Here is a 22,753-nt window from a genome sequence, read left to right on the forward strand (position 1 = left end):
CTCGCCCCTTTTGATCCCGTGTGATCTTTAACTGTAATGTGAGGGTTATTACAGTTAAAGAATGTAATGTAAATAAAATTTTAAAAAACCTTTGAATGGTTGCTGAATTATATTAATATTTACAATGTAGAGCTAATCTACAAGTGTTACGAGACGAGAATGGGAATGGTGAAGGAATACTTTGTTCCGGAAGAAAAAGCGGAACGTACTGCTTTCGATGATTTCGTGGTGAAGTTCATCGTTGCGTTTAGCGGTTCAACACTGCTAATTCTTTGTGGTCTATTCTAATTTTTAAGATTTTAAGAGTATGAAAAATTCCGTCGGTTTGCCGACGGATTTTTTGTTATAACGAACTTTGCTTGCGAACGCTACTAAAAAGGACCATAATGTTTTCCGGCATTCTTGCAAGATTCCATATGACTGTCGAACAATTGCTTGCGGGACTTGTATTTGCTGTCTTCGGCATTGAAATTGTAGTAATAATCGGATACTGTATGGTGTTCTCTATTTTTGCAGTAAGATGTACTTGTGAACTTATCGTTAGTTGTAGTTCTGGGATTTTCTTCAGTACCCATTACAACTAGCGTGAGGTCATCGCACCCTGTATAGGCTGACATGCCTCGTTTAATTGAAATGTAATGTTCTACGGCTCCGGTATCCGTTACCGTGACTTTGACATCGGCTTCGTAGGATCCGTCGTCGTAATTACTAGACGTGTGATAAACCCATTCGTTGTCTGATTCTGTAAAATTGCATTTGTTAGAATTAGAAAGGCCTTGGGTAAGCCAACAAGATGTAAGGCTGAAGCTTAAAAAAATGGTAAGAACTATACCTATTTTATTAGAACGCATAAGGGCTCCTGTTTTAAAGTTGTGCGTAAATATACATTATTTTTATTCGTGCGTAATAATTTTATCACAAGATTTTATACTTCTTTGTGCGAAAATGTTTATACAAAAAAGGCGACCGAAGTCGCCTTTTTTGAGTGATTTTACTGTCATTTCGAGCGATTTACACTCGTCATCCCGAGCTGCGCGAAGACAACCTCAAAAGGCGAGAGTCGCAGCCATACTCGTATGGATATGACCGAGCCGAAGAGGTTGGGGCTTGCCCCCATCCAGTGATATCTTGAATAGCGTTCTTAGAGCGAACTCATCAGTCGCTTTTTCGCGGGGCTGTCCGGGAGCTGCAGGAATGTTTCTTGTGCGAACGAGCGCATAAGCATTTCTTGGGCGGCCTTTTTCGGGATGCCGCGGCTCACGAGGTAGAACATCTGTTCCGCATCGAGTTCACCGACAGTGTTGCCGTGCGTACATTCCACATCATCGTGATAAATCTTGAGGACGGGCTTCACGGAAACGCTTGCATCTTCGCTCATGAGGATGGTGTTTACGAGCTGGCTGGAGTTCACTCCTGTGCAGTCGTAACCGACGATGACGCTTCCGTCGTAGCTCACGCGTGCAGAACCAGAAAGCAGATTGCGGGCAAGTTGTGTGCTCGTGGTGCGCGGGGCTTCGTGGTAAATCGTGAGGCGGCTGTGCTGCGAGGCTTCACCATCGAGAACGTGGAGGCTGCGGTAATCGAAGTTCGCGCCTTCGCCTTTGAGGTGGCATTCGACGCTCACGCGGCCAATCGCAGTATCCTTGCAGATGCTGGAAAAGCGGACGTTGGCGCCTGCGGCCTGGTTGATGTTGAAATGCCTAAAGCGGAGCGGTAAATCGCAAGCTGGGTTGGCAAAGAAGATTTCGACGTCTGCATTTTCGCCGACGTTGATGTCAAAACGCTCGGCGGCAATGTCGTGCGTGACCTTGTTGTCGAGAATTTCGAGGCTCACCTTGGCGCCTTTGCCGATGTCAAGGACGGTGTGACCAAAGTCGTTGTTGCACTTGAGCATTGCCATTTCGGCGGCGCCGTTCACGATTTCGCGAATCATGGGGCGGGCCTGGTTTGCAATCGGGAGAAGGGCTGCAAAGTCGGTTTCTTGGTTGGCCGGGGCTGCTGCGGGAGATGCCGTGGGGAATGCGTTTTCGACCGAGGTTGCCGCAAAATCCGTACCCATAAATTCCGGAGTCGGGATTTTGGCAACCGGGAAGAACGACCAAAGTTCGTTATTGCGACGGGGCATGCCGAGTACGCGGAGGCGTGCTATCGCCTGTTCCGCGGTGGGCAAGTTCTGTATAAATTCAGCGTTCATTATGCGTCCTCGCAGTTACTTGGCTTCTTCGATCCAGTCGTAGCCTTGATCTTCGAGCTTGAGGGCGAGTTCCGGGCCACCGCTCAAGATGATTTTGCCGTGACGGAGCACGTGGACGTAAGTCGGTTTGATGTAGTCGAGCAAGCGCTGGTAATGCGTCACGAGAATCACAGCCTTTTCGGGCGACATAATGTGATTGATGCCGTTTGCCACGATGCGGAGAGCGTCAATGTCGAGGCCGGAGTCCGTTTCGTCGAGGAAGCTCACCTTCGGATCGAGAATCGCCATCTGGAGGATTTCGTTACGCTTCTTTTCGCCACCGCTCATGCCGTCGTTTACGCCGCGTTCACGATAGCGTTCGTCCATTTCGAGCAAGTTCATCTTTTCTTCGCAGAGTTTCTTGAAGTCTTCATCGCTCATTTCGGGCTGGCCGAGGAACGCACGCTTGCTGTTGAGCGCCATCTTCAAGAATTCCACGTTGTTCACGCCCGGAATTTCGGTCGGGTACTGCGTGCTGATAAAAAGGCCGGAATTAGCACGTTCGTTGATTTCCATCTCGAGCAAGTTCTTGCCGTCGAGTTCTACGGAGCCACCATCGACATGGTAAGCGGGGTGACCTGCAATCACTTTGGAGAGCGTGCTTTTGCCGGAACCGTTCGGGCCCATGATGGCGTGGACTTCTCCCGGCTTGACCTCGAGATTGATCCCTTTCAGGATTTGGGTGCCGTCTTCGATACTTGCTTTAAGGTTCTTGATGGATAACATATTTCCTCTTTAATTTTAAAATCTTGTGGGCCTAGCCGAAATCGTCCATAGCCCCGAAATCATCGTCCGGAACGTAGGGCTCGTCTTCGTTCGGGTCGTATGGTACATCTTCGGGAGGTTCGCTCGATGCGTATGGCTCGTCACCATCGAATGGAGGTGGGGCTTCCATCTCTGGGGGCATTTCGGGTTGCTGGAATACGGACTGCACGGCGGGCGCATCATTAAATTGTGCGCCGGGTGCTGCGTACTGCGGTGAACTTGGTTGTACAGCGGGTTGTGCGAATGTTGGCGCGGTATTAAACTGCGCTTCGTTAAACTGCTCGACGTTCCCTCCGTTCATTGCTAGCTCGTTAATTTCTGTGTAAAGTTCGATGAGCGGTGTTTTGCTCTGGATAATCTGCTCGGCGAAAACATCCGGCGTAATGGCCGAAATCTTGCGCTTCTTGGAAATCGTCTGGATGCCCTGCGTGAATTTGTTCAATTGCATACGGAGGCGCATACCCGCTTCGGAATCAAGCGGAATGAGTTTTTTATAGCGGTCGCACAGATTAAGGGTGAGCACGGCAAGCGTGTCGTAAAATTCCAAAATCTCGTTCGGCGTTTTCCATGTTTCGTCGGGGAGCTGTTCCAAGAAAAGCTGCAACTGCGGCGAAAGCGATTCGTACAAGGTTCTCGGCGAGAATGTGCCCGTTTCTGCATATTGCGCGAGAATGGACTGGATAAATTCATCGATGAGCGGAGAATCGAAAATCTGGATTCCGCTTGCGGCAAAGTCCATGTCAAAATATTCTGCGGCGCGGTCGAGAAGCGTGGGGTTGCGGAATAACAAGTTTGCAAAACGCACTTCAATCGGCGAAAGCAGTTCCCACGGGACGCTCACTTGCGGCGCTGCGGTCTGTTCGGCTGCTGCTGGCGCCTTTTCGCGTTTTGGGTGTGCAACTTTGATGCCTGCGAGCGAACGCGTGGTGCTGTAACGCTCGGAAACAAGCTTCAAATATTGGTTGCGAAGTTCCGGATTTTCGATGCTCTTGATGAGCGTCTTTGCTTGCGTGATGAATGCGGCTCGGTCTTCGGGACTGTTATTCGGCATTGTGCGTCCGAGATAGCTGAGCCAGTCTTCGGCGGTGCGGAGCGCTCTTCTGAAGGCGTCCGGACCTTGTTCGTTCACAAAGTTGTCCGGATCAATCTTGGTGCCGTCCGGGCGTGAAAGCGCAAAGACTTTTGGCGAAAGACCCTTAGGTAGCACGATTTCGAGACTGCGGCGCGTGGCGTTTTGCCCAGCGGCGTCTCCGTCAAATACAAGATAAGCGGTCTTTGCGTAGCGGGCGAGAATGCTTGCGTGATTCTCGGTCAGCGCCGTACCTGAGGCGGCTACGACATTCTGCACGCCGCTTTGGTAAAGGCTGATGAGGTCAAAATATCCTTCGACGATAATGACCGCATTCTCCTTCATGATGGCGTTTCGGCTGTGGTTCAGACCGAAGAGAATATCGCGCTTGCTGTAAAGTGCAGTCTCCGGACTGTTCATGTATTTGGCAAGCTTTATTCCGTTGTGCGATGCGGGGTCGCTTAAGTCTCGACCGCCAAACGCGACGACGACTCCCGAGAGGTTCTGGATGGCAATCATTAAGCGGTCTCGGAACTTGTCTGCGATACCGCCGTTTTCTTTTTCAACGGCTAGCCCTGCCTTGACGCAATCACGCGGCGAAAAACCGTTGCGGGCGGCGTAGCCGATTAAGCCTTCTCGCCCTGTCGGGGCGTAGCCGATGTGGAATTGCTTGCGCGTCTCAGGCGAGACATGACGCTTGTTCAAATACTCCAACGCTTTGGGGCTTAACGTGAGTTGTTGCTCGAACCATTCGCAGGCAAGCTCGTTCAGCTTGCGGACCATCGTGCGTTCTTCGAGAACTTCGGTATTGACGTTGTTGCCGATGTTCGGAAGTGCAAAACCCACAAAGTTGGCGACCCATTCTACAGCGCCCTTGAAGTCCAATTTTTCATGATTCTGGATGAACTTGAAAACATCGCCACCGGCACCGCACGCGAAGCACTTGTAAATGCCCAGCGTGGAATTCACCGTCATGGACGGGGAATGGTCATCGTGGAATGGGCATACACCGACGTATCGATTGTTCCCGCTTTTTTTGAGCGGCAAGAACTGCTGAATAACCAGCGCGATATCCGCTTGGTTCTTGAGTTCTTGGATGATTTCGTCGGAGTAGAACGGCATGCGCCAAATGTAGAAATTTTTGGGGAGCGGGAATGTCGTAATACGCCTTTGGTGCGCTTTGCTTTGGGTTTAGAAGTCGCTTGCTGATTTGGAATTTTTCTTATTATATTGCCATTTATAGTTTTTGTCTATTAAGTTCTTGTTTAAACTAATTTAATTTATACTTAAAGAATGGTTTTTAGCTATTGTTCAATAGTCAATAGAAAAATTGTCCAGCTTTCATGCCGGATATTTTGCATATAGTATAGTCAATTGTAAAATTTCATTCTTATTGAAAAAATATTGGACCAAATCGCTCAAAAAAGCGTGTTAATATAAAGGACGGGGAGCCGTTTTCTGTCTATGAACCCGACATTATCGGGTGTTTTAACACCGGAAAAATATGGAAAATAATATTGTGGCCGAAACGAAAAATAGCCATGGTGAAATGATTGGCGAAGCAAAGACTTTCGAAGAATACAAAGGGGCAGGCGTTTTCGCGGATCTACTTCTTGACAGAACGTTCAAGAAGGCTTTCAATCCCGACACGCAGAACAAAGTATGTTTGATTGCGCTTTTGAACGCCGTACTTGAAGGCGAAATAGCGTCACCGATTGTCGATGTGCAGTCCCGTAACAAAGAATACAGCGATGGTTCGAACGAGAATCGGACTTCCATCTTCGACTTGCACTGCATTGATTCTGCTCAGCGGAGGTTCATCATTGAAGTGCAGATTCTTTTTCAGAAAAACATTGTCAATCGTTCGATTTATTACGCTTCGCAGACGATCATTGCTCAGGGACAACGCGGCAAAAAGTACAATTACGAATTGAATCCTGTTGTTACAGTTGTGATCATGGAATTTAATGTGTTTGCCGATGACCGCTACATCCGTCGGGCAAAACTTCGCGAAATCAACGGGTCTTGCATCAGTGATACGCTCAATTTTGCGTTTGTGGAACTTCCGAAGTTCAATAAGCCGCTGGACGAGCTCGAAACGACGCTCGACAAGGCACTTTACGCTCTCAAGAACATGAAAAACATGACTCAGATGCCCAAGCAGTATGCAAACACGGTGTTCGAGCTCTTGTTTTCAACAGCGAAATTGGCTAAATTATCGAAAGAGGAACAGAAGATGATTGACGAAGCTCAGAAAGCCAAGTGGGACGAATACGCAATCCATAAAGCGGCTATTGATAGCGGCTTGCAGCAAGGTCTCGAACAAGGTCTCGAACAAGGTCTCGCACAGGGTCTCGCACAGGGTCTTGAAAAAGGTGCCAATCAAAAAGCTAGCGAAATTGCAAAGAAAATGCTGTTGAAAAACAAGCCCATCGAAGAAATTACGGAATTCACTGAACTTTCTGAAGCTGATATCCTCGCTATCAAGGCTTCTCTCGGCCAATCGTAAATTGACGAAGTGCTTTGAATAATAGATGTCCGGCTTTCCCGCCGGACTTTTTGCTTTCTAAACAACCGCTTTGCTTTTCCAGCGGCCGCTCTTCCAGCGCCAAATGTTCGCGAACGAACGGTAAAATTCGTCGGCGGCCATGCCAAGCCAAAGGCCGGGGAGCCCGAGTCCAACGACAAATGCGAGGATAAGCGATGTTGCAAGGCCGAGTGTCCACATCATGCCGCTACCCACGAGTGCCGGGAATTTGGAATCGCCTGCGGCGCGGAGTGATGTGGTGACGATGAAGTTTACGGCTTTGAAGGGTTGCACGGCGACGTCGCACCAAAGGCAGATTTTGCCGAGGCGGAGAACTTCGGGGTTGTCGGTGTAGAGCCTGAGCAGGTGTTCGCCGAGGAGTGCTACTGCGACGGATAGCAAGAAACCGCTGGTGATGCCCACGGCGAGGGTTTGGTGCACGCGGCGGTTTGCTTTTACGTAGTCATGTGCACCGACGAGGTGCGCCACGAGAATTTGGTTGCCGCTGCCGAGGCCGACTCCGAGAATGACGGACAATGCGGCGAAGTTCCCTGCGAAGACGCGGGCGGTCATTGCGGTTGTGCCGATATAGACGACCATCGCGGTGATGAACACCTGGAAAAGCTGGAAACTGATGGGTTCTGCGGCGGCGGGGAGGCCGATGCGGATCCAGTCGGGCAAAAGAACGCGGGTGCGTTTCCAATCGCGAATTTTGCTGTGGTGGTGCACTTTGAATTTGAGCACAAGCCAAAGGATGCCCGAAGAAATGAGCCAGGAAAGTGCGGTCGCGAGTGCCACACCGTGAACGCCCATTTTCGGGAGTCCAAAAAGTCCTTCGAGGAATACGACGTTCAAGGCTGCGTTTGTGGCGATTGTGAGCGTGTTACCGACAAAGTTCCAAATGGTAAGGCCATGGGTTGCGATGAGGGCGGTGAGGATGGTTTGCAAGGCACGGAAGGCGAAACCGAATGAAACAACGCTTAAAAATTGCGTGGCATATTTGGCGGGCTCATCGGTGAGTCCCATCCATTGCGGAATGTTCCCGGAAAGCGGATAAATGACGAGCGTGAGCGCGATGCCGAGAAGGATGCTCCCGAAAAGGACCATCGTTTGTGTGCTGCTTGCGTGGCTGTTCTGCTTTGCGCCAATGTACTGCGAAACAATGCTAGCACCGGACTGAGCGAATGCGTGGAGCGCGGTAAAAAGAGCCCCGAGAATGGGGAGCATGGCTCCGACGCCCGCGGCTGCAGTTTCGGAAGTGCGCGACAAGAACCAGCTGTCCATCATGGGCTGGATCATGCTCACGGCGAACGTGAGAATTAGCGGCCACGAAAGGCTGATGAGCGAACGGTCCTTGACATCGATCTGTTTCATGTGTAAAAATCTAGAAACGATAAAGGCCCCGTCAAAGGGCCTTTTCGATGAAAATGTTTTCAAGTGTATCCAGTGTTTTCGCTAGACGTAGAATTTATTTGTTTTCTAGAGTCGCCAACAGTTTTTTCTTGGCATCGCGGCGGATGCCGGCTTCTTCGTAGCGGCGGATTTCGTCCTCTGTTTCGGGGATGACGGAAGGAATCGGGGTTGGCTTTCCGTTGTCGTCAATGGCGACAAATGTCATATAGGCATGGCAGATGACTTCGGGTTTCCACGATACTTGCGGGTGAACTCCCATGACTTTGACGCCGACTTCCATGGATGTGTTGAAGGCTCGGTTTACGGAAGCCTTTATGGTGAGGATGGTGCCGACTGTAGCCGGCTTGAAAAAACGCACGTTGTCAATCGAAACTGTTGTCACTCTGCATCTAGCGTGTGTGTAGGCTGCTATGCAGGCGGCCTTGTCGAGAAGCGACGTCAGGTGTCCGCCGAATACGTAATTGTAGGCGTTTACGTCGGAGGGGTGGACGATGTCGCGGGTTTCGACTTGCGATTGTTTGACTGTCTTTGCGTTTTCCATGTTCGAAAAATAAATATTGTTGTGGGCGAGCAGGGCCTTGAATTTCTATATTCGGGGCATTATGGAAGAAAAAAAGACTTATAGAGAAGTGATGCCGGGCGAACTCCCGTGCGAAGTGCCGGAATGTGACGGCGTGATGGTCGTAGACCCCGATAACAGCTACAAACTCACCTGCGATAAGTGCGGGCATATTAAAGAGTAATTGTTATCTCGTAATGCAATTAACCGACTTGAAAATTGAGTACCCGGAACTTCCCGTTGTTGAACATCGGGAGGAGTTTTTTGAGCTTTTAGAAAAACATCAAGTTATCATCGTCAAGGCGGATACCGGTTCCGGCAAATCCACGCAATTACCGAAGTTTTTGTTAGAATGGTTTATTGCGAAGACGAGAGACGATTCTGGTGTCATCCTGAGCGAAGAACCGTCAGGTTCGAAGTCGAAGGATCCAGTAAAATTTAAAATTGGCGTGACGGAACCTCGGCGTTTGGCGGCGATTTCCATTGCCGACCGCTTGCGCGAAGAACTCAAAGACGAAGAATTTGTCTCGACGAAAATTCGTTTCTGGGAACAAGGTACAAATGAAGCCCCCATCAAGGTGATGACGGACGGTATCTTGTTGCAGGAGTTCCGCAAGGACCGCTTGTTCCGACAGTACAACGCCATCATGATTGACGAAGCGCATGAACGCTCGTTGAACATTGATATTTTGCTTGGCATTTTCAAGACGGTACTTTCTCGTCGTCCGGACTTCAAGTTGATTGTTGCATCGGCAACGCTTGACGCAAAACTTTTTGAAGAATTTTACGACAACAGCTGCGTGATGGAGGCCGAAGGCCGCACGTATCCTGTGGATGTCGAGTATTATTTTGGGCAAAATAATGGATTGCTTCGCTTTGCTCGCAATGACGAACGTGACATCTCGGGCAAGGGCGATTCGGGATTGATTGAAGAAGCGCGTGATGCAATTCTCGATTTGGAAACGCGCCATCGTGACCATTTGCTTTGCTTTTTGCCGACGGAACGCGATATTCAGGATTTGGCGGGCGAACTTGCGCACGAGCTGGATGCAGCGACTTTTGACGTGCTCCCGCTTTACGGGCGCATGAGCCCTGACGAGCAGCGCCGCATTTTCAAGCATACGGGCAAGACTCGCGTGGTCTTGGCGACGAACATTGCTGAAACGTCTCTTACGATTCCGGGAATTGCTTACGTTGTCGATACGGGTATGGCCCGAATCTCTCGCTACAATGCGCAGGCGAGAATCCAGGGGCTTCCCGTCGAAGAAATTTCGAAGGCCAGCGCGCGGCAGCGCACTGGACGCGCGGGGCGCGTGAAGCCCGGTGTGTGCATTCGCCTTTACTCTCCCGAGAATTTTGAAAAGCGCGATGAATTCACGGAGCCGGAAATTCGCCGTAGTAATCTCGCGAACGTCGTTTTGCAGTTGCGCAGTTTGGGACTTGAGCTCGAAAACTTCCCGTTCTTGCAGTCGCCTCCGCATTCTGCATTCCGTGGCGCTTACAAGACGTTGTTTGAACTTGGTGCCCTCACGGCTGACAATTCTAGCGGTCATGTGACCAAGCTTGGTCGCGATATGACGCGCCTCCCGATGGACGTGTCGCTTTCAGCGGTGCTTTTGCGTGCTCGTGATTTGGGCGTTTTGCAGCCGGCGCTTATCGTTTGTTCGGCGCTTAGCATCCAGGATCCGCGTGTGGTGCCGAACGATGAACCGGAACGCACTCGCATCCGTCAGCTGCACCGCAAATTCTGCGGTCACAAGAGCGATTTCCTTGTTTACGTTTCTATGTGGAATGCGTTTTGCACGGACTGGGACGGCAAAACTTGGAATAAACTCCGCAAGTTCTGCGACAAGAACAGTATGCACTTTTTGCGCTTGCGTGAATGGGTGGATTTGTACGAACAGTTCAGCCGCATTCTCGAAGTGAAGTTTGAAAATAAAGTTTGTCCGTTCGATTCATTCCATCGCGACAATTTGCACATTGCGCTCCTCTCCGGATTCTTGGGCGGGATTGCGCACCGCGATATTGAAAACGGCTGTTACCGCTTGGTGAGCGGTCGTGAAACGCACGTGTTCCCGGGTAGCGATTTGTACGCCAAGAGCGTGGAATGGCTTTTCAGTGCCGAAGTCCGCGAAACGAGCCGAACCTTCCTCACGAAAGCTGCCGAAATCAAGCCAGAATGGATTTTGCAAGTGGCAGAACCGTTCTGCACGCGTCGCTGGTTTGAGCCGACATGGAATAAGGAACGCGGCTTTGTCGAAGCTGTCGAAGAAGTAAGCTTTAGAGGGCTTGTGATTAGCCGTGGTCATCGTGTGGATTACGCTCGCGTGAATCCCGAAGACTGCGCCCAGATTTTCTGGCGCGAAGCGGTTGTGATGGGCGAGGTGGCAAGACCTTTCGATTTCATGACGCACAACGACCGTGTCGTTGAAAATCTGCATGCTCTTGAAGCGCGTAAACGCCAGTTCGGGCTTGCTCCGAGCGAAGATGCGCTTGTGGAATATTACACGCGAATTGCGGACAACGTCAATTCCATCAAGACGCTCAAAAGCTACATCTACGAGCACACCGACCAATTCTTGAAATTCGATGAAAAGTATTGGTTGGACCAGTTGGATGGCGGTACGACCGGAACAACTTGGACAAGTGATGCTGACGGGTTCCGCACTGGATCCTTCGCTGCGCTCAGGATGACGAATATAGCGCTTGGGAAGATGAATGCAGGCAACGTCATTCCGGGCTCCGTCCCGGAATCGCCTTCTCGGCAAAGAAAGGGGAATCCCGATCAAGTCGGGATTGACAAGCGCGGAAATGCCCCAGCCCCAACTCTTGGCGGATCCATCGAACATTTCCGTATTGGCGAACGCGTTGTCACAGGCGAAATGGTCTTTGATGCCACTCGCGATTGCGACGGCATTACGCTTTCGTTGCCTTATGACTTGCTGACTGAAATTTCTCCGGCAAAATTTGCAATGAGCATCCAGCAATGGCGCGAATGGATGATTGAATCCGTGATTCGCGAAATGCCCAAGAGCGTCAAAAAATTGCTCGAAGCCAAACGCACGGCGATTGACGATGAATTCTATGCGGCTCTCGACAACTTCCCGCATAAAGCTCCGCTCTTGTTGCTTTACGAAGTGCTTTCGAATACAAAGGAAATTCGCTCGGGTGCAAACGGCGCTAGCATCGACGTTCCGACGGTGAATCCCGACAAGGAAAATCATTTGCGCTTGCATTTGGTCGTTTCAAAGCCTGGTTTCCCGGAACCTTATAAACTCGAAATTTCTCCGGAATGGGGCTCTTACCGCATGTTCTTGGCGGTTCGCCCGGCGTTAGTGACGTTTGGCATTGACTTCCCGCTCGAAGGAATGCGCTTTGGCTGGCGTCTTGGGCAATCGGCGTTGATGGTGTCGGATGAATCTCGTTTTTGGCAATCTTTCCGCAAGCGTGTGGAGGGTGCGTATCCCGCATCGCAAAAGACTTCACTCTCCGAAGAGAAAAAACAGCTCATTGCTGACCGCTTGAATTTGCTCGAAATGGGCGGAGTCTTTGCGGATAACTTTGAAACAGCCCTCAAGATTTGGGTAGCAAAATCGCTTGCTGCAGATGGCCTTGATGCGACTCGCTGTGTACGTTTTACGGGGCTTGAATTCTCGCGCGGCAAAAAAATTCGCGACTTCAAGAGTCTTGCTGCAAACACCCGCAGCGAAGATGAAGAAATCCGCCTTTCGCTTGTACGTGCCACGTACGAATCAGGCCTTATCAGTGCTGATGCGTTTATAAAGAGCTGGAATTTGCTTAAAGATTTCAGCGTGGATATGCGCAATGGGTGCGGCAAGTCGACCGTAAAAAATAAAACCATAATTGCGATTCATTCTGCGTACCAAAAAGAACTTTCTTTGTTTGAACGTTTGTGCGCTGTTGCTGAAATTTTGAATGTCGTTCTCCCCATGGGTGAAACCGGCGCATCTCGTAATAGTAGCGCATCTCGTAACCACAGCGTGTCTTGTGATTCCGCATCTCGCGAAAACACGGAGCTTTCCGCTAATACCCTCCGCGAATATTTCCGCCCGTATTTAAAGGCTCGTTATCTCAAGGATCACGAACTGAAAAATGCACGCGAACTTCTCGGAAAAATCGACCGAACACCGATAGATAACGAGGATTATGCCGATCTTTATCTACAGGCAAAGGCTTTGTTGGAAGATTTTGAAATCCTCAAGTACAAGCGCAAAGGTAACGATGCCGAAGATATTGTGGAAGAAGACGCTTTGGCGAGGTTGAAAGGACGTTTTGGTAGATTGTAACTACTTTTACAGCCTGTATTTTTCTAAATTTGTCGCAATGAGATCTCTTATCCGTATATTGCTAGCCTTCGGTTTAGTGCTTTTGGCTGCCTGCAAGCCCCATGATCCGGTCATTGTTACTGTGGGGGATTCCAAGTTGCACCAGTCGGAGATTTACACGTACGCTCCTGATTGGGATTCTTGGGGCGACAATGAACGCATTCTCTTTTTGCGGCACTGGATTGACGAAGAACTTGTTTACCAGCAGGCCGTGAAAAATGGAGCCCTGAAAGATTCTGCTCTAATTCGCATGCTCGAGCGGACGAAACGCAAAATTGTGGCCGATTACTACATGCAGACGTTCCTCGATACAATGATGGTGAGCGATGGCGAAAAAATTGACTTTTATCATAAGAACCAGAACCTGTATTTGAACGGAAAAACAACCGTGTCGGGGGCTATTCTTTCGTTTGGCGACTGGAAGTCCGCAGTTCTGTATTACAAGGAATTCAAGAATACCAAGTTTGAATCTATTCCGCCAAACCATCGCCTGGTGAAGCGAATGAGGGAATTTGATGGTGTCGATAAAACGCCGGATCCATGCATGATTCCGTCTATTCACAGGGCTGTTGTGGGGCGTATTACGCCGATGAAGGTTTGTGATGGTGCAGCAAAGATTGCTGTGATAACCAACCGTCTTGATTCTGCCGATGCGCGTCCGCTTGACGAAGTGATCGAAGATGTATCCATGCAGGCTTGGATGGAACACCAGAATGTTGTCTTGAAACGCCTCAAGGATGAATGGAAAACGGGTATTCCCATAATTACGAAGATGAATGTACTTAGTGAAAAGGAAAAATAATGATCAGTAATCGAATTGCCTCTTTAGTTTTTGCTCTTTGTACCGTAAGCTTTGCCGCTCCTGTGTTGATGGAAGGTATTGCTGCTGTTGTCGATGGCAAGCCGATTATGCGTTCGGAGTTCATGAACGACCTTTACAGGTTCCAGGATACTCCTGAGGCTTCAAATATGACGGAACAGCAACAGAAAGATGCTGTGCTGAATCGCCTGATAGAAGAAAAAGTTTTGCTCAGCCGTATTGACCGCGACTCTATCGTGATTACGGAATCCGAAGTGGACCAGCGCGTGACTGCTCATCTTCAATCCATTGCTGCAAGCCAGAAGATAGATATGGCTACGCTTGAAAAAGCTGTACGTGCCCAGCTTGGCCTTTCGATGATCCAGTATCGTGAACAGCTCGGCAAGCAGATTCGCAATCACATGGAAATTTCCCGTGTGCGTCAACTCCATGTGGGAACCATCCACCCGACCAAGAAAGAAGTAGACCAGTTCTACAAGGTTTACAAGGATTCTCTTCCGCGTCAGTTCAACTGCGTGCTGTTGAGCCATATTCAGCTTCCGATTAAGCCGGATTCCATGGTTGTGGACTCCGTGAAGCGCGTGGCCGAAACGTTGATCGATAGCTTGAACCTCGGTATCAAATTTGAACTTTTGGCTCAACGCCATTCGCAGGATAGCTCTGCCGCAAAGGGTGGCGACCTCGGTTACTTTAAGCGTGGTCTTTTGGACCCTGCTTTTGAACAGGCGATTGCTCGTTTGAAGAATGGTCATTATGCATCGACTCCGGTCAAGACGGACTTGGGTTGGCACATTGCTCGCGTGATTGGCCGTAAAGAAGATGGTGTTCGTTCTGCACAAATTCTCTTGCGTACAATTCCGACCGCTAAAGATTCCGCAGCTGTGGTGGCTCTTGCCGATTCTCTTCGCAAGAATCTTACGACCAAAGAACAGTTTGCCAATGCCGCCAAGAAGTTCAGTGAAGACAAGTCCAGCAATTTCCAGGGTGGCTTGCTCGGCTGGTTCCAGCGTAACGAAATGGAACCTGCTTATGTGGATCCGGTTGCGAACTTGAACGTTGGTGAAATTTCTGAACCGGTCATGATCGATGGCGCTTACCACTTGTTCCGTCTCGATGATTCTCGCCAGGTGCGCGAACTCACGCTCGAAGAAGATTACGGCAAAATCGAACTTATGGCTGCAACGCATTTGGAAAACGAAAAGCTCCAGAAGCTCATCCAGAAGTGGCGCAAGGAAGTTCTCGTCGAAATCAGAATGACTGAATAATATGATTCATTTTACCCACGTCACTAAATCTTACGAAGCCAACTGGAAGGCGTTGAACAACGTCACCTTCCGTATAAACAAGGGCGAGTTTGTATTTTTGACGGGGCATTCTGGCGCTGGAAAATCGACTCTTTTGCGCTTAATTTATATGGACGAACGTCCGGATGAACAGCGCGGTGGCCAGGTCATGGTCAAGTTCTCGGACAACGTCTTGTACGATAGCAAAAACACTCCGGACGATAGAATCCAGGCGCTCCGCCGCAAGATGGGGATTATTTTCCAGGACTTTAAACTTTTGCCGGACCGCAATGTTTTTGAAAATGTGGCGCTTGCGCTCCGCATTGTGGGGACTCCGAGCAACAAAATTAACGCGGCTGTTTTTGACGCGCTTGCACTCGTGGGCATTAGCCAAAAGCGCTTTGCGATGCCATACACGCTCTCGGGCGGTGAACAGCAGCGTGTGGCGATTGCCCGTGCGATGGTGCATAATCCGTACTTGCTCTTGGCGGACGAACCGACTGGTAACTTGGACCCGAAAAACGCTGAAGAAGTGTTCTGCATTTTCAAGGAAATCAACGCCCGCGGAACGACCATCCTCATGGCAACGCATAACCCGGACTTTTATCTGAACAGCCCGTTCCGCCGCCTCGAACTCAGCCACGGCGAATTACTTAACAGAGATATACTGTAAAAAAGAGATGCCCGCTTACTTCGACTGCGCTCAGCACAGGCTCCGGCGGGCATGACATTCAACAAAAGACTGTTTTATAGTGCTGTCACCCCGGATTTATTCCGGGGTCACCATCATGTTTTAAGAAAAGAAATGCCCCGCTTCTGCGGGGCATAACTTATTAATTTCGTCATTGCGAGCCCCGTAGGGGCGTGGCAATCCATCAAGCTTAGAACAAGCTCGGATCTTCGCTAGAACCTTCGCTTTCACCGCTGCCGTCGCTAAACGGGTCTGCCGGCGAAATGCGGCTCACGCGCTTGATCTTCTTGGCGGTGAACTTGCTTCCGAGAGCCTTGTAGCCCTTGACTTCCGCAATTTCCGTCAAGTCGAGTTCTTCCTTCTGGACTTCGCGACCGACCTGGTATTCCATCAGTTCGCGTGCGTCTTCTGTTGCAAAGAACTCGATGAGCTTCGTGTCCTTGTGGTCGGAAACAACGCTGAATTCCGTCGTCATGGGGCAGCCTTCGAGGTTGAAACGCTTGACCATGTAGTTGAAATTCGAGCCTTCGAAGTAGAGCACCGTAAAGACCTGTGCGGGGTCGTACTTGTGCAGGTACTTGATGTTCGAACCGACGAGAATCGGGTCTGCCATGTTGTGGACGCGGGCGCTACCGTCTTGCTTGATAATCAAGAGCTTGTCGTTTTCGCCGAATTCACCGAGGCAATCGCCCTTCTTCTGCGTCGAGACGATACCGCTCGGAGCATCGAAGTAAAGCACTCTTGCACCAAGTGTCGAAACGCCCTTGCGGAGTCTCTTGACCGTCTTGACTGGATACTTCGAAACGATATTGCCAATGGCGCCACGGCCCTTGACTTCGACTTCGCTGAAGTCCACTTCAAAGTTCAGCTTGATGCGCGGACGCGGCTTCAAGATAACTTCGACCACTTCGGCTTCGCCGTTCATGTTGCTCGACATGTAAAGAATCTTGCTACCGGGCTTGTTCTTGCCCATGTAGTAATCCTTGTCGCGAGTCACGCCGCCGACGTTGAAGCGCTTGATGTAAGCGTAGCCGTCCTTGCCATCCTGGTGGATAACGTTATAGATATGGCGCTCGTCGTCCTTGTTGAACTTTTCGACGAGAATGATGTCCTTACCGACAAAGTCCTTGTCGCTGACCTTCACGACCTTGAAGCTGCCGTCAGCCTTGAACACGATCAAGTCATCGTATTCCGACACGTCGAAGAGGTATTCTTCCTTCTTCATGCCCGTGCCCACGAAACCTTCCTTGCGGTTCACGTAAAGCTTCTGGTTTGCAAGAGCCACGTGTACGGCGTTCACCTTACCGAATTCGGCAATCTGCGTACGGCGTTCCTTGCCTTCGCCGTACTTCTTCAAGATGTTCTTGAAGTGGTTCACGGCGTAATCGATAATGTGTTCCTGGTTGTACTTGCAAGTTGCAATGCTCTCTTCCAGTTCCTTCAAAAGCTGGTCGGCCTTTTCGCGATCGTAATGGCTTATACGGCGGATCGGAATTTCAATGAGCTTGCCGATTTCTTCGTCTGTAACCTCTTTGCGGTGCAGACGCTTGAGGTAAGGCGTGAGCCCTTCACGGACGAGATTGATAATTTGTTCACGGTCCTTGGCCTTCTTGATGACCTCGTAGACTTCCTTCTCGATAAAGATTTTTTCGAGCGTGGTCATGTGCCACTTGTCTTCGAGGTGCTTGAGCTCGTTGGCGAGTTCCCATTCCAAAAGCTTCACGGTGTGTTCCGTGTTGAGCTTCAAGATGTCAGAAACACCGACAAATTTCGGGTGCTTGTCGATAATGACGCAAGTGCACGGAGAGAGCGACTTTTCGCAGTCCGTAAAGGCGTAGAGCGCATCGATGGCCACCTGCGGGTCTGTCCCCGGCTGCAAGTGCACGAGAATTTCGACGCCCTGGCTCGTGTTGTCGTCCACGTGCTTGATCTTGATTTTGCCCTTGTCGTTAGCCTTGACAATGCTTTCAATCAAGCTCACGGTCGTGGTGCCGTACGGGATTTCGCGAATCGCGAGCGTCTTGTTGTCGACCTTCTCGATCTTCGCGCGGACCTTGACCTTGCCCCCGCGTTGACCGTCGTTGTAGTCCGTGACGTCGATGATGCCACCCGTGAAAAAGTCCGGGTAAAGCGTAAACTTCTTGCCGCGCAGGCAGGCGATGCTAGCCTCGCAGAGTTCGCGGAAGTTGTGGGGGAGGATGGAAGTCGAGAGACCGACGGCGATACCATCGACTCCCTGAGCCAAAAGCAGCGGGAACTTGACCGGGAGCGTGACCGGTTCTTCGCTACGGCCATCGTAACTCGGGATCCATTCCGTCGTTTCGGGGTTGAACACGACATCGACAGCGAACGGCGTGAGGCGGCCTTCGATATAACGGGGAGCTGCAGCGCGGTCGCCCGTGTAGGGGTTGCCCCAGTTACCCTGGGTGTCGATGAGCAAATTCTTCTGACCGAGGCCCACAAGAGCATCGCCGATGGAGGCGTCACCATGTGGGTGGTAAGCCATTGTTCGACCGACAATCGTCGCTACCTTCTGGTAGCGTCCGTCGTGGTTTTCGAACATGGAATGCAAAATACGGCGCTGGACAGGCTTCAGCCCATCTTCAAAATACGGGACCGCACGGTCCAAAATCACATAGCTGGCGTAATCGAGGAACCAGCCGTCATAAAGTCGTTCTAGGTGGTTGACGTTAGATAAACCTAGAGTAGTATCGGGTGTTTCTTGATTCATGGCTCGAAATGTAGTAAAATTTTTCCGCGAAGAAAAATTCTAGTGCTCATTAGTGCAAAAATAGGGCGTTCCCCGGCTTACGCCGGGTCGGGCTGTCGCGCTATCAGCTCGCTTGCTCGCTGTTCGTTAAGCCTCGCTACGCGAGTCCTAACCCTTGCGGGCTTCCATCCCTAACGCAAATTCTCTTAAACTTTCATTAAATTAGCGAGAATCAAGCCATTTTTGCGTGCGTAAGAGATAAAATCTTTTTCTTCTTTCGTGACCCGCATCTGGATTTTTAAGGGCTGGGAATATTTTGGCTTTCGTCCGGCATTTTCCCTTGCTCCACCATGGCCAAATTCTTTTTCGTAATAGGCGAGTCCCGATGCTTTTAGGTAAGCCTTTTCCGAGATGATTTTTTCGCCCATGCAAACTTCAGACTTCAGCTTCTTGAAAACATAACCTTCGGCATCTTTGACATATACATACTGCATTGTTATTCCTCTTTCAACCTTTGTTTTGCAAGTTTTGTCCATAATATAATTTTTCATCTTGAAAATGTAAACATATTCAAGATTTTCGGGAACGCCCCCCGTATAGCGATAGAGAAATTTTGCAACCAACTGACTGCACGCTAGAGCCCATTCTTGTTTTATATTTGATAAAATTCGAGGAATTGGAAAAATGACTAAATCGATGGATTTGAAACATAAATACTACAACCACTTTACAAACGCAACTTTTTGTGGTATATTTAGGAGTATGAGCACCGTGGTAACAAATATTCGAATTGACAAAGAGCTTAAGGCTCAGGCAACAGAACTCTTCAATGACTTGGGACTGACTCTTTCCCAGGCGTTTACCGTTTTTCTGAAACAGGCCATTTTGCACCACGGCTTGCCGTTTGCTGTTACTAGACCTCCGTCCAAAGAACTCCTCGAAGCAATAAAGGAAGGCGAAGAACTCGCTCACGATCCTAACGCCAAGACGTATGCGTCGTTTGATGAATTGCTTGATGAGTTGGATATAAAGGTATGAGTACTAAAGACGGGTTCAAGTATAATTTACGGATTACAAACCGCTTCAAGAAACATCTTAAACTAATTGCCAAAAGAAACTTGGACAACGTTAGAAAAATCAGAGATGTTGTGAATTTGTTGCAAAAAGGTGAATCTCTTGACGCACGATTTAAGGATCATGCATTAGTAGGGAATTGGATTGGCCACAGAGAATGCCATGTTCTACCGGATCTTTTGCTCATCTACAAAATCGAAGAAAACATTTTGATTCTTGAGTTGGTAGATACCGGGACGCATTCTGACCTCTACAAGAAATAGATTTCAGGCGCTTCTCCTGAAATTTCATTATACTTTATTTGGAGGTTTTTATGACTGCGATAATCGGTGCCGTTTGGGTACGCAAAACTGCAGAAAGCATTTCCATACTTCGCTTGACGGCCTGATTTACCCCATAAAGCACCGCCAAATCGCGGTCTAGCAACTCATGCTTGTAGCGAATGATCAGAATCATCTTTTCGACGCCCGATTCTTCCAACAGGTTCGGGACGGTAACCTCTTTTTCATTCATCTTCTACTCCAATCCGCCTACAAGCAAAAAAGGCGGGGTAAAGTGTTCTTAATGCAAAGATACATTTCATGATTGTCATAATATGACGATTTTTGGGAAATAGCGTTTTTTTTTGCATTTTACGGTTTTTTGAATAAAATCGACCCCCGCAGACGGTTGAAATCTACGTTTTTACGCTTTTTTCATGCCTTTCGGGTTTGGCGTCTCCTTTTGACAGCGGAATAATCTATATTTCAAGGCAAATAGAGTTTTGCTCTTGTTCCTCACTGAAACTTCGACAATTTCAAGGACTGGGAATAAGGCAACGCTCACGCTAGCTACTAGGCAATGTCTAGTCGCTTCGTTTTGCTACATAGATTTTTTAGTAAATCTGCCTGTGCGCAATGCGACCTTACGGGGCGTGGGTTGTTTGCGTTTATTTGTCCAGGCAGTCGAAGGCCTCAGTGGGTAAGCGCATCAACTTCACGCCCTTTTATTTATAATGTGCGGAAGTTTCGCAACAAGAACGGCTCTTGTTTGAGTTTGCTCTTGTTCGCTGCTGAAACTTCGACAATTTCTGGACATAGAATAAGACAAACGTTCGTTGACCTATGGTCGCATAGGTAATGTTGTACCTTGGGCGTGCTGTATCCACTTGATGCCCGGGAAATTCGTGCGTGTATCTACACGTACGTTTGCGGGCGTTTTCTTTGATTGTCTTGACATCTAGGTTTCTTGCTCCCGACTGAGGGTGAACTCGTTCACCTTCAACACGAGGTACGAGAGACATGGCTGGCAAGAAAGTTTTTACCGCAGCAAGTCTATTTTGTGGAGCAGGCGGATTGGACATTGGCTTTGAAGAGGCCGGTTTCAAAATTATTTGGGCGAACGATTTCGAACCAAACGCATGTGAAACATACAAAAAATGGAATAGTGAAGCGGAAGTTGTTTGTGGAGACATTTCAAAAGTTGATATGTCAAAAATTCCTTTGACAGATATTATTCTGGGTGGATTCCCTTGCCAGGGATTTAGTCTTAGTGGTCCACGAAAAATCGATGACTCTAGAAATGTTCTTTATAAACATTATGTGAAGCTGGTGAAGCAAAACCAACCGTTGGCTTTCGTTGGGGAGAATGTAAAAGGTCTTCTAACGATGGGGAATGGTGAAATCATAAAAGCAATTGTTGCTGATTTCGGAAAATGTGGGTATGACGTTTTTTACAAATTGGTGAATGCAAAAAATTTTGGAGTTCCGCAAGATCGTGAAAGGGTAATTATAACTGGATTTAGGAAGGATTTGAAAATAAAAAATTTTTCTTTACCAGAAACCAATGGAGAATCGCAAACATTAAGGGAAGCGATAGGTGATTTTCCTATGGCAAAGAAGGAAGAGATTTGCGATGCTCCATATTCATCTCGTTTCATGTCGAGAAATAGAAAACGAGGTTGGGATGAAGTTTCTTTTACGATTCCTGCTATGGCGAAGCAAGTTGCACTTCATCCGAGTTCTCCAAATATGGAAAAGCAGGACAAAGATTTGTGGAAATTTGGCAACGAAAAGAAAACTCGTCGACTGAGTTACAAAGAAGCCGCCGCCATTCAAACGTTTCCGAGGGAAATGGATTTTTGCGGAGATCTTACTGCAAAATATAAACAAATTGGAAATGCGGTTCCTGTGAAATTGGCAAAATTCGTTGCATCGTTTATTCGTCCGTACCTTGAAAAAAAGGGAATGAAATGAGCGGAATTCAAACGAAAAACGGCAAAGCGTTTGAATACGCATGTTTGAAAGCTTTACAAGATGTCTTGTCTTCCGGTCAACTTGTTGAAGTTGATGAAGATGCTGCTTACCGTACTGCAAAATCTTCTTATGATGTTTTACCTCAAGAAACAAGAGATAAAATGTATATAGGAGCCTTTTCTGCCGTTTACAAATTGCGTGCCATGGAACCAATGCTTGAAAATTCTGGAAATTTTGGAGCTCTTCTTTTGAAAATTCAAACGGATGATAATGGAAAACGTGGTGATGTCAGAGACGTTTTGTGCGTTAGGAATATGGTTGATCATTGGGAAATGGGCATTTCGTGTAAGCATAATCATCATGCCGTAAAACATTCTAGGCTCTCGTCGACAATAGACTTTGGATATGAGTGGATGGGAGTTCATTGTTCTGAAAATTATTTTTCAAAAGTTCGACCGATTTTTGAAGAATTGGAAAGTAAACGACTTGAAGCACGAGCAAATGGAAAGATTGCCACATGGAATGATTTACCGAATAAGGCAGAATCCGTTTATGTCCCTATTCTTGAGGCTTTTATGTCCGAATTAAGGACTATTGCGGCCGTTAATGAAAATGCCCCTGAAAATTTTGCATCTTATCTTATAGGAACCAAAGATTTTTATAAAGTAATAATGGATGAAAAAAATGAGTCAACAAGAATAGAAGCTATCAACATAAATGGGTCACTTAATAGAAAAGCTAAAAATATGAAAGCAAGAATTTCTATTCCAAGAACAAAAATGCCAACAAAATTTTTGGAAATAGGGTTTAAACAAGGTTCTAAAACTACTATAGAAGTTTTGTTGGATGAAGGTTGGGCTTTTTCAATGAGAATCCATAGTGCAAAAGATGAATTGGAACCGTCGTTGAAATTTGATGTAAATCTTATCGCTTGTCCTAGCAACAATTATGCTCAGGTCGAACTTTGGTATACCGATAAAGCGACCAAGACGAGAACTTAAAATATCTCTCATTCTTTCTCGTGTTGAT

At 48.3% G+C, this 22,753-nt stretch carries 20 protein-coding genes; 11 read left to right on the forward strand and 9 right to left on the reverse strand.

The window, feature by feature from the left end; translation table 11 throughout:
• Positions 1–159: 159 nt before the first annotated feature.
• Positions 160–288: a hypothetical protein gene (locus tag BUA34_RS16150; protein ID WP_256375011.1), complete on the forward strand. Its 129-nt coding sequence runs from the start codon at positions 160–162 to the stop codon at positions 286–288.
• An 83-nt stretch (positions 289–371) separates the two neighbouring features.
• On the opposite strand, the gene BUA34_RS00275 is transcribed toward BUA34_RS16150, so the two are convergent.
• The 4 genes from BUA34_RS00275 to dnaG form a co-directional block, all read right to left on the reverse strand.
• Complete coding sequence (locus BUA34_RS00275; protein WP_072826757.1) at positions 372–851, reverse strand: hypothetical protein; 480 nt, start codon at positions 849–851, stop codon at positions 372–374.
• A 290-nt stretch (positions 852–1,141) separates the two neighbouring features.
• Positions 1,142–2,194, reverse strand: a complete 1,053-nt coding sequence (locus BUA34_RS00280; protein ID WP_072826758.1) for a SufB/SufD family protein — start codon at positions 2,192–2,194, stop codon at positions 1,142–1,144.
• 15 nt (positions 2,195–2,209) lie between these two features.
• Entirely contained in the window at positions 2,210–2,959 is a 750-nt protein-coding gene (gene sufC / locus BUA34_RS00285) for a Fe-S cluster assembly ATPase SufC (RefSeq protein ID WP_072826759.1), read from the reverse strand.
• 31 nt (positions 2,960–2,990) lie between these two features.
• Entirely contained in the window at positions 2,991–5,189 is a 2,199-nt protein-coding gene (gene dnaG / locus BUA34_RS00290; RefSeq protein ID WP_072826760.1) for a DNA primase, read from the reverse strand.
• A gap of 382 nt (positions 5,190–5,571) precedes the next feature.
• Here dnaG and BUA34_RS00295 point away from each other — a divergent pair, with 382 nt between their 5' ends.
• The gene (locus BUA34_RS00295) at positions 5,572–6,576 is read left to right on the forward strand and encodes an Rpn family recombination-promoting nuclease/putative transposase (protein ID WP_072826761.1); all 1,005 of its coding nucleotides are present in this window, start codon (positions 5,572–5,574) and stop codon (positions 6,574–6,576) included.
• Between the two features lie 57 nt (positions 6,577–6,633).
• On the opposite strand, the gene BUA34_RS00300 is transcribed toward BUA34_RS00295, so the two are convergent.
• Complete coding sequence (locus tag BUA34_RS00300; RefSeq protein WP_072826762.1) at positions 6,634–7,968, reverse strand: MATE family efflux transporter; 1,335 nt, start codon at positions 7,966–7,968, stop codon at positions 6,634–6,636.
• Between the two features lie 94 nt (positions 7,969–8,062).
• Positions 8,063–8,548 carry an acyl-CoA thioesterase gene (locus tag BUA34_RS00305; RefSeq protein WP_072826763.1) on the reverse strand — a complete coding sequence of 162 codons (486 nt, stop codon included), beginning with the start codon at positions 8,546–8,548 and terminating at the stop codon, positions 8,063–8,065.
• A 61-nt stretch (positions 8,549–8,609) separates the two neighbouring features.
• Here BUA34_RS00305 and BUA34_RS15805 point away from each other — a divergent pair, with 61 nt between their 5' ends.
• From BUA34_RS15805 to ftsE, 5 genes are read left to right on the forward strand one after another with little or no spacing between them, the layout of a single operon-like run.
• The gene (locus BUA34_RS15805) at positions 8,610–8,750 is read left to right on the forward strand and encodes a hypothetical protein (protein WP_012820363.1); all 141 of its coding nucleotides are present in this window, start codon (positions 8,610–8,612) and stop codon (positions 8,748–8,750) included.
• A gap of 13 nt (positions 8,751–8,763) precedes the next feature.
• The gene (gene hrpA / locus BUA34_RS00310) at positions 8,764–12,873 is read left to right on the forward strand and encodes an ATP-dependent RNA helicase HrpA (protein ID WP_072826764.1); all 4,110 of its coding nucleotides are present in this window, start codon (positions 8,764–8,766) and stop codon (positions 12,871–12,873) included.
• A 37-nt stretch (positions 12,874–12,910) separates the two neighbouring features.
• The gene (locus tag BUA34_RS00315; protein ID WP_072827161.1) at positions 12,911–13,714 is read left to right on the forward strand and encodes a hypothetical protein; all 804 of its coding nucleotides are present in this window, start codon (positions 12,911–12,913) and stop codon (positions 13,712–13,714) included.
• The gene (locus tag BUA34_RS00320) at positions 13,714–14,997 is read left to right on the forward strand and encodes a peptidylprolyl isomerase (RefSeq protein WP_072826765.1); all 1,284 of its coding nucleotides are present in this window, start codon (positions 13,714–13,716) and stop codon (positions 14,995–14,997) included. The genes BUA34_RS00315 and BUA34_RS00320 overlap by 1 nt, the downstream gene beginning before the upstream one ends.
• 1 nt (position 14,998) lies before the next feature.
• Positions 14,999–15,688: a cell division ATP-binding protein FtsE gene (gene ftsE, locus BUA34_RS00325; protein WP_072826766.1), complete on the forward strand. Its 690-nt coding sequence runs from the start codon at positions 14,999–15,001 to the stop codon at positions 15,686–15,688.
• Positions 15,689–15,896: 208 nt separating this feature from the next.
• Here the strand turns inward: ftsE and BUA34_RS00330 are convergent, their stop codons facing one another.
• Together BUA34_RS00330 and BUA34_RS00335 are read right to left on the reverse strand one after the other, a co-directional pair.
• A complete protein-coding gene (locus tag BUA34_RS00330) occupies positions 15,897–18,437 on the reverse strand; it encodes a DNA gyrase/topoisomerase IV subunit A (protein WP_072826767.1) in 2,541 nt (846 codons plus the stop codon).
• Positions 18,438–18,622: 185 nt separating this feature from the next.
• Positions 18,623–18,910 (reverse strand): hypothetical protein, encoded by a 288-nt coding sequence (locus BUA34_RS00335; protein ID WP_072827162.1) that lies wholly within the window; start codon positions 18,908–18,910, stop codon positions 18,623–18,625.
• A gap of 268 nt (positions 18,911–19,178) precedes the next feature.
• Here BUA34_RS00335 and BUA34_RS00340 point away from each other — a divergent pair, with 268 nt between their 5' ends.
• Both BUA34_RS00340 and BUA34_RS00345 read left to right on the forward strand, forming a co-directional pair.
• Entirely contained in the window at positions 19,179–19,454 is a 276-nt protein-coding gene (locus tag BUA34_RS00340) for a type II toxin-antitoxin system RelB/DinJ family antitoxin (RefSeq protein ID WP_072826768.1), read from the forward strand.
• A complete protein-coding gene (locus tag BUA34_RS00345) occupies positions 19,451–19,753 on the forward strand; it encodes a type II toxin-antitoxin system YafQ family toxin (RefSeq protein WP_072826769.1) in 303 nt (100 codons plus the stop codon). Before BUA34_RS00340 ends, BUA34_RS00345 begins: the two co-directional genes overlap by 4 nt.
• A 34-nt stretch (positions 19,754–19,787) precedes the next feature.
• Here BUA34_RS00345 and BUA34_RS00350 read toward each other — a convergent pair whose 3' ends face one another.
• Positions 19,788–20,003 carry an ORF6N domain-containing protein gene (locus BUA34_RS00350; RefSeq protein ID WP_072826770.1) on the reverse strand — a complete coding sequence of 72 codons (216 nt, stop codon included), beginning with the start codon at positions 20,001–20,003 and terminating at the stop codon, positions 19,788–19,790.
• A gap of 767 nt (positions 20,004–20,770) precedes the next feature.
• Between BUA34_RS00350 and BUA34_RS00355 the strand changes: the two genes are divergently transcribed.
• Together BUA34_RS00355 and BUA34_RS00360 are read left to right on the forward strand one after the other, a co-directional pair.
• Positions 20,771–21,724: a DNA cytosine methyltransferase gene (locus BUA34_RS00355; protein WP_072826771.1), complete on the forward strand. Its 954-nt coding sequence runs from the start codon at positions 20,771–20,773 to the stop codon at positions 21,722–21,724.
• On the forward strand, positions 21,721–22,725 hold the full coding sequence (locus tag BUA34_RS00360) for a HaeIII family restriction endonuclease (protein ID WP_072826772.1): 1,005 nt from the start codon (positions 21,721–21,723) through the stop codon (positions 22,723–22,725). Before BUA34_RS00355 ends, BUA34_RS00360 begins: the two co-directional genes overlap by 4 nt.
• Positions 22,726–22,753: the final 28 nt, after the last annotated feature.

The organism is Fibrobacter sp. UWB12 (assembly GCF_900142485.1).
In the GTDB taxonomy this organism is placed as follows: domain Bacteria; phylum Fibrobacterota; class Fibrobacteria; order Fibrobacterales; family Fibrobacteraceae; genus Fibrobacter.

Bases quoted from the DNA above. Each gene is read 5' to 3' on its own strand.
- BUA34_RS16150 (WP_256375011.1), top strand. From the start codon at position 160: ATGGGAATGGTGAAGGAATACTTTGTTCCGGAAGAAAAAGCGGAACGT.
- BUA34_RS00280 (WP_072826758.1), bottom strand. From the start codon at position 2,194: ATGAACGCTGAATTTATACAGAACTTGCCCACCGCGGAACAGGCGATA.
- BUA34_RS00295 (WP_072826761.1), top strand. From the start codon at position 5,572: ATGGAAAATAATATTGTGGCCGAAACGAAAAATAGCCATGGTGAAATG.
- BUA34_RS00300 (WP_072826762.1), bottom strand. From the start codon at position 7,968: ATGAAACAGATCGATGTCAAGGACCGTTCGCTCATCAGCCTTTCGTGG.
- BUA34_RS00355 (WP_072826771.1), top strand. From the start codon at position 20,771: ATGGCTGGCAAGAAAGTTTTTACCGCAGCAAGTCTATTTTGTGGAGCA.
- BUA34_RS00275 (WP_072826757.1), bottom strand. From the start codon at position 851: ATGCGTTCTAATAAAATAGGTATAGTTCTTACCATTTTTTTAAGCTTC.
- BUA34_RS00335 (WP_072827162.1), bottom strand. From the start codon at position 18,910: ATGCAGTATGTATATGTCAAAGATGCCGAAGGTTATGTTTTCAAGAAG.
- BUA34_RS00345 (WP_072826769.1), top strand. From the start codon at position 19,451: ATGAGTACTAAAGACGGGTTCAAGTATAATTTACGGATTACAAACCGC.
- BUA34_RS00320 (WP_072826765.1), top strand. From the start codon at position 13,714: ATGATCAGTAATCGAATTGCCTCTTTAGTTTTTGCTCTTTGTACCGTA.
- BUA34_RS00340 (WP_072826768.1), top strand. From the start codon at position 19,179: ATGAGCACCGTGGTAACAAATATTCGAATTGACAAAGAGCTTAAGGCT.
- BUA34_RS00350 (WP_072826770.1), bottom strand. From the start codon at position 20,003: ATGAATGAAAAAGAGGTTACCGTCCCGAACCTGTTGGAAGAATCGGGC.
- ftsE (WP_072826766.1), top strand. From the start codon at position 14,999: ATGATTCATTTTACCCACGTCACTAAATCTTACGAAGCCAACTGGAAG.
- BUA34_RS00330 (WP_072826767.1), bottom strand. From the start codon at position 18,437: ATGAATCAAGAAACACCCGATACTACTCTAGGTTTATCTAACGTCAAC.
- BUA34_RS00305 (WP_072826763.1), bottom strand. From the start codon at position 8,548: ATGGAAAACGCAAAGACAGTCAAACAATCGCAAGTCGAAACCCGCGAC.
- hrpA (WP_072826764.1), top strand. From the start codon at position 8,764: ATGCAATTAACCGACTTGAAAATTGAGTACCCGGAACTTCCCGTTGTT.
- dnaG (WP_072826760.1), bottom strand. From the start codon at position 5,189: ATGCCGTTCTACTCCGACGAAATCATCCAAGAACTCAAGAACCAAGCG.
- BUA34_RS15805 (WP_012820363.1), top strand. From the start codon at position 8,610: ATGGAAGAAAAAAAGACTTATAGAGAAGTGATGCCGGGCGAACTCCCG.
- sufC (WP_072826759.1), bottom strand. From the start codon at position 2,959: ATGTTATCCATCAAGAACCTTAAAGCAAGTATCGAAGACGGCACCCAA.
- BUA34_RS00360 (WP_072826772.1), top strand. From the start codon at position 21,721: ATGAGCGGAATTCAAACGAAAAACGGCAAAGCGTTTGAATACGCATGT.
- BUA34_RS00315 (WP_072827161.1), top strand. From the start codon at position 12,911: ATGAGATCTCTTATCCGTATATTGCTAGCCTTCGGTTTAGTGCTTTTG.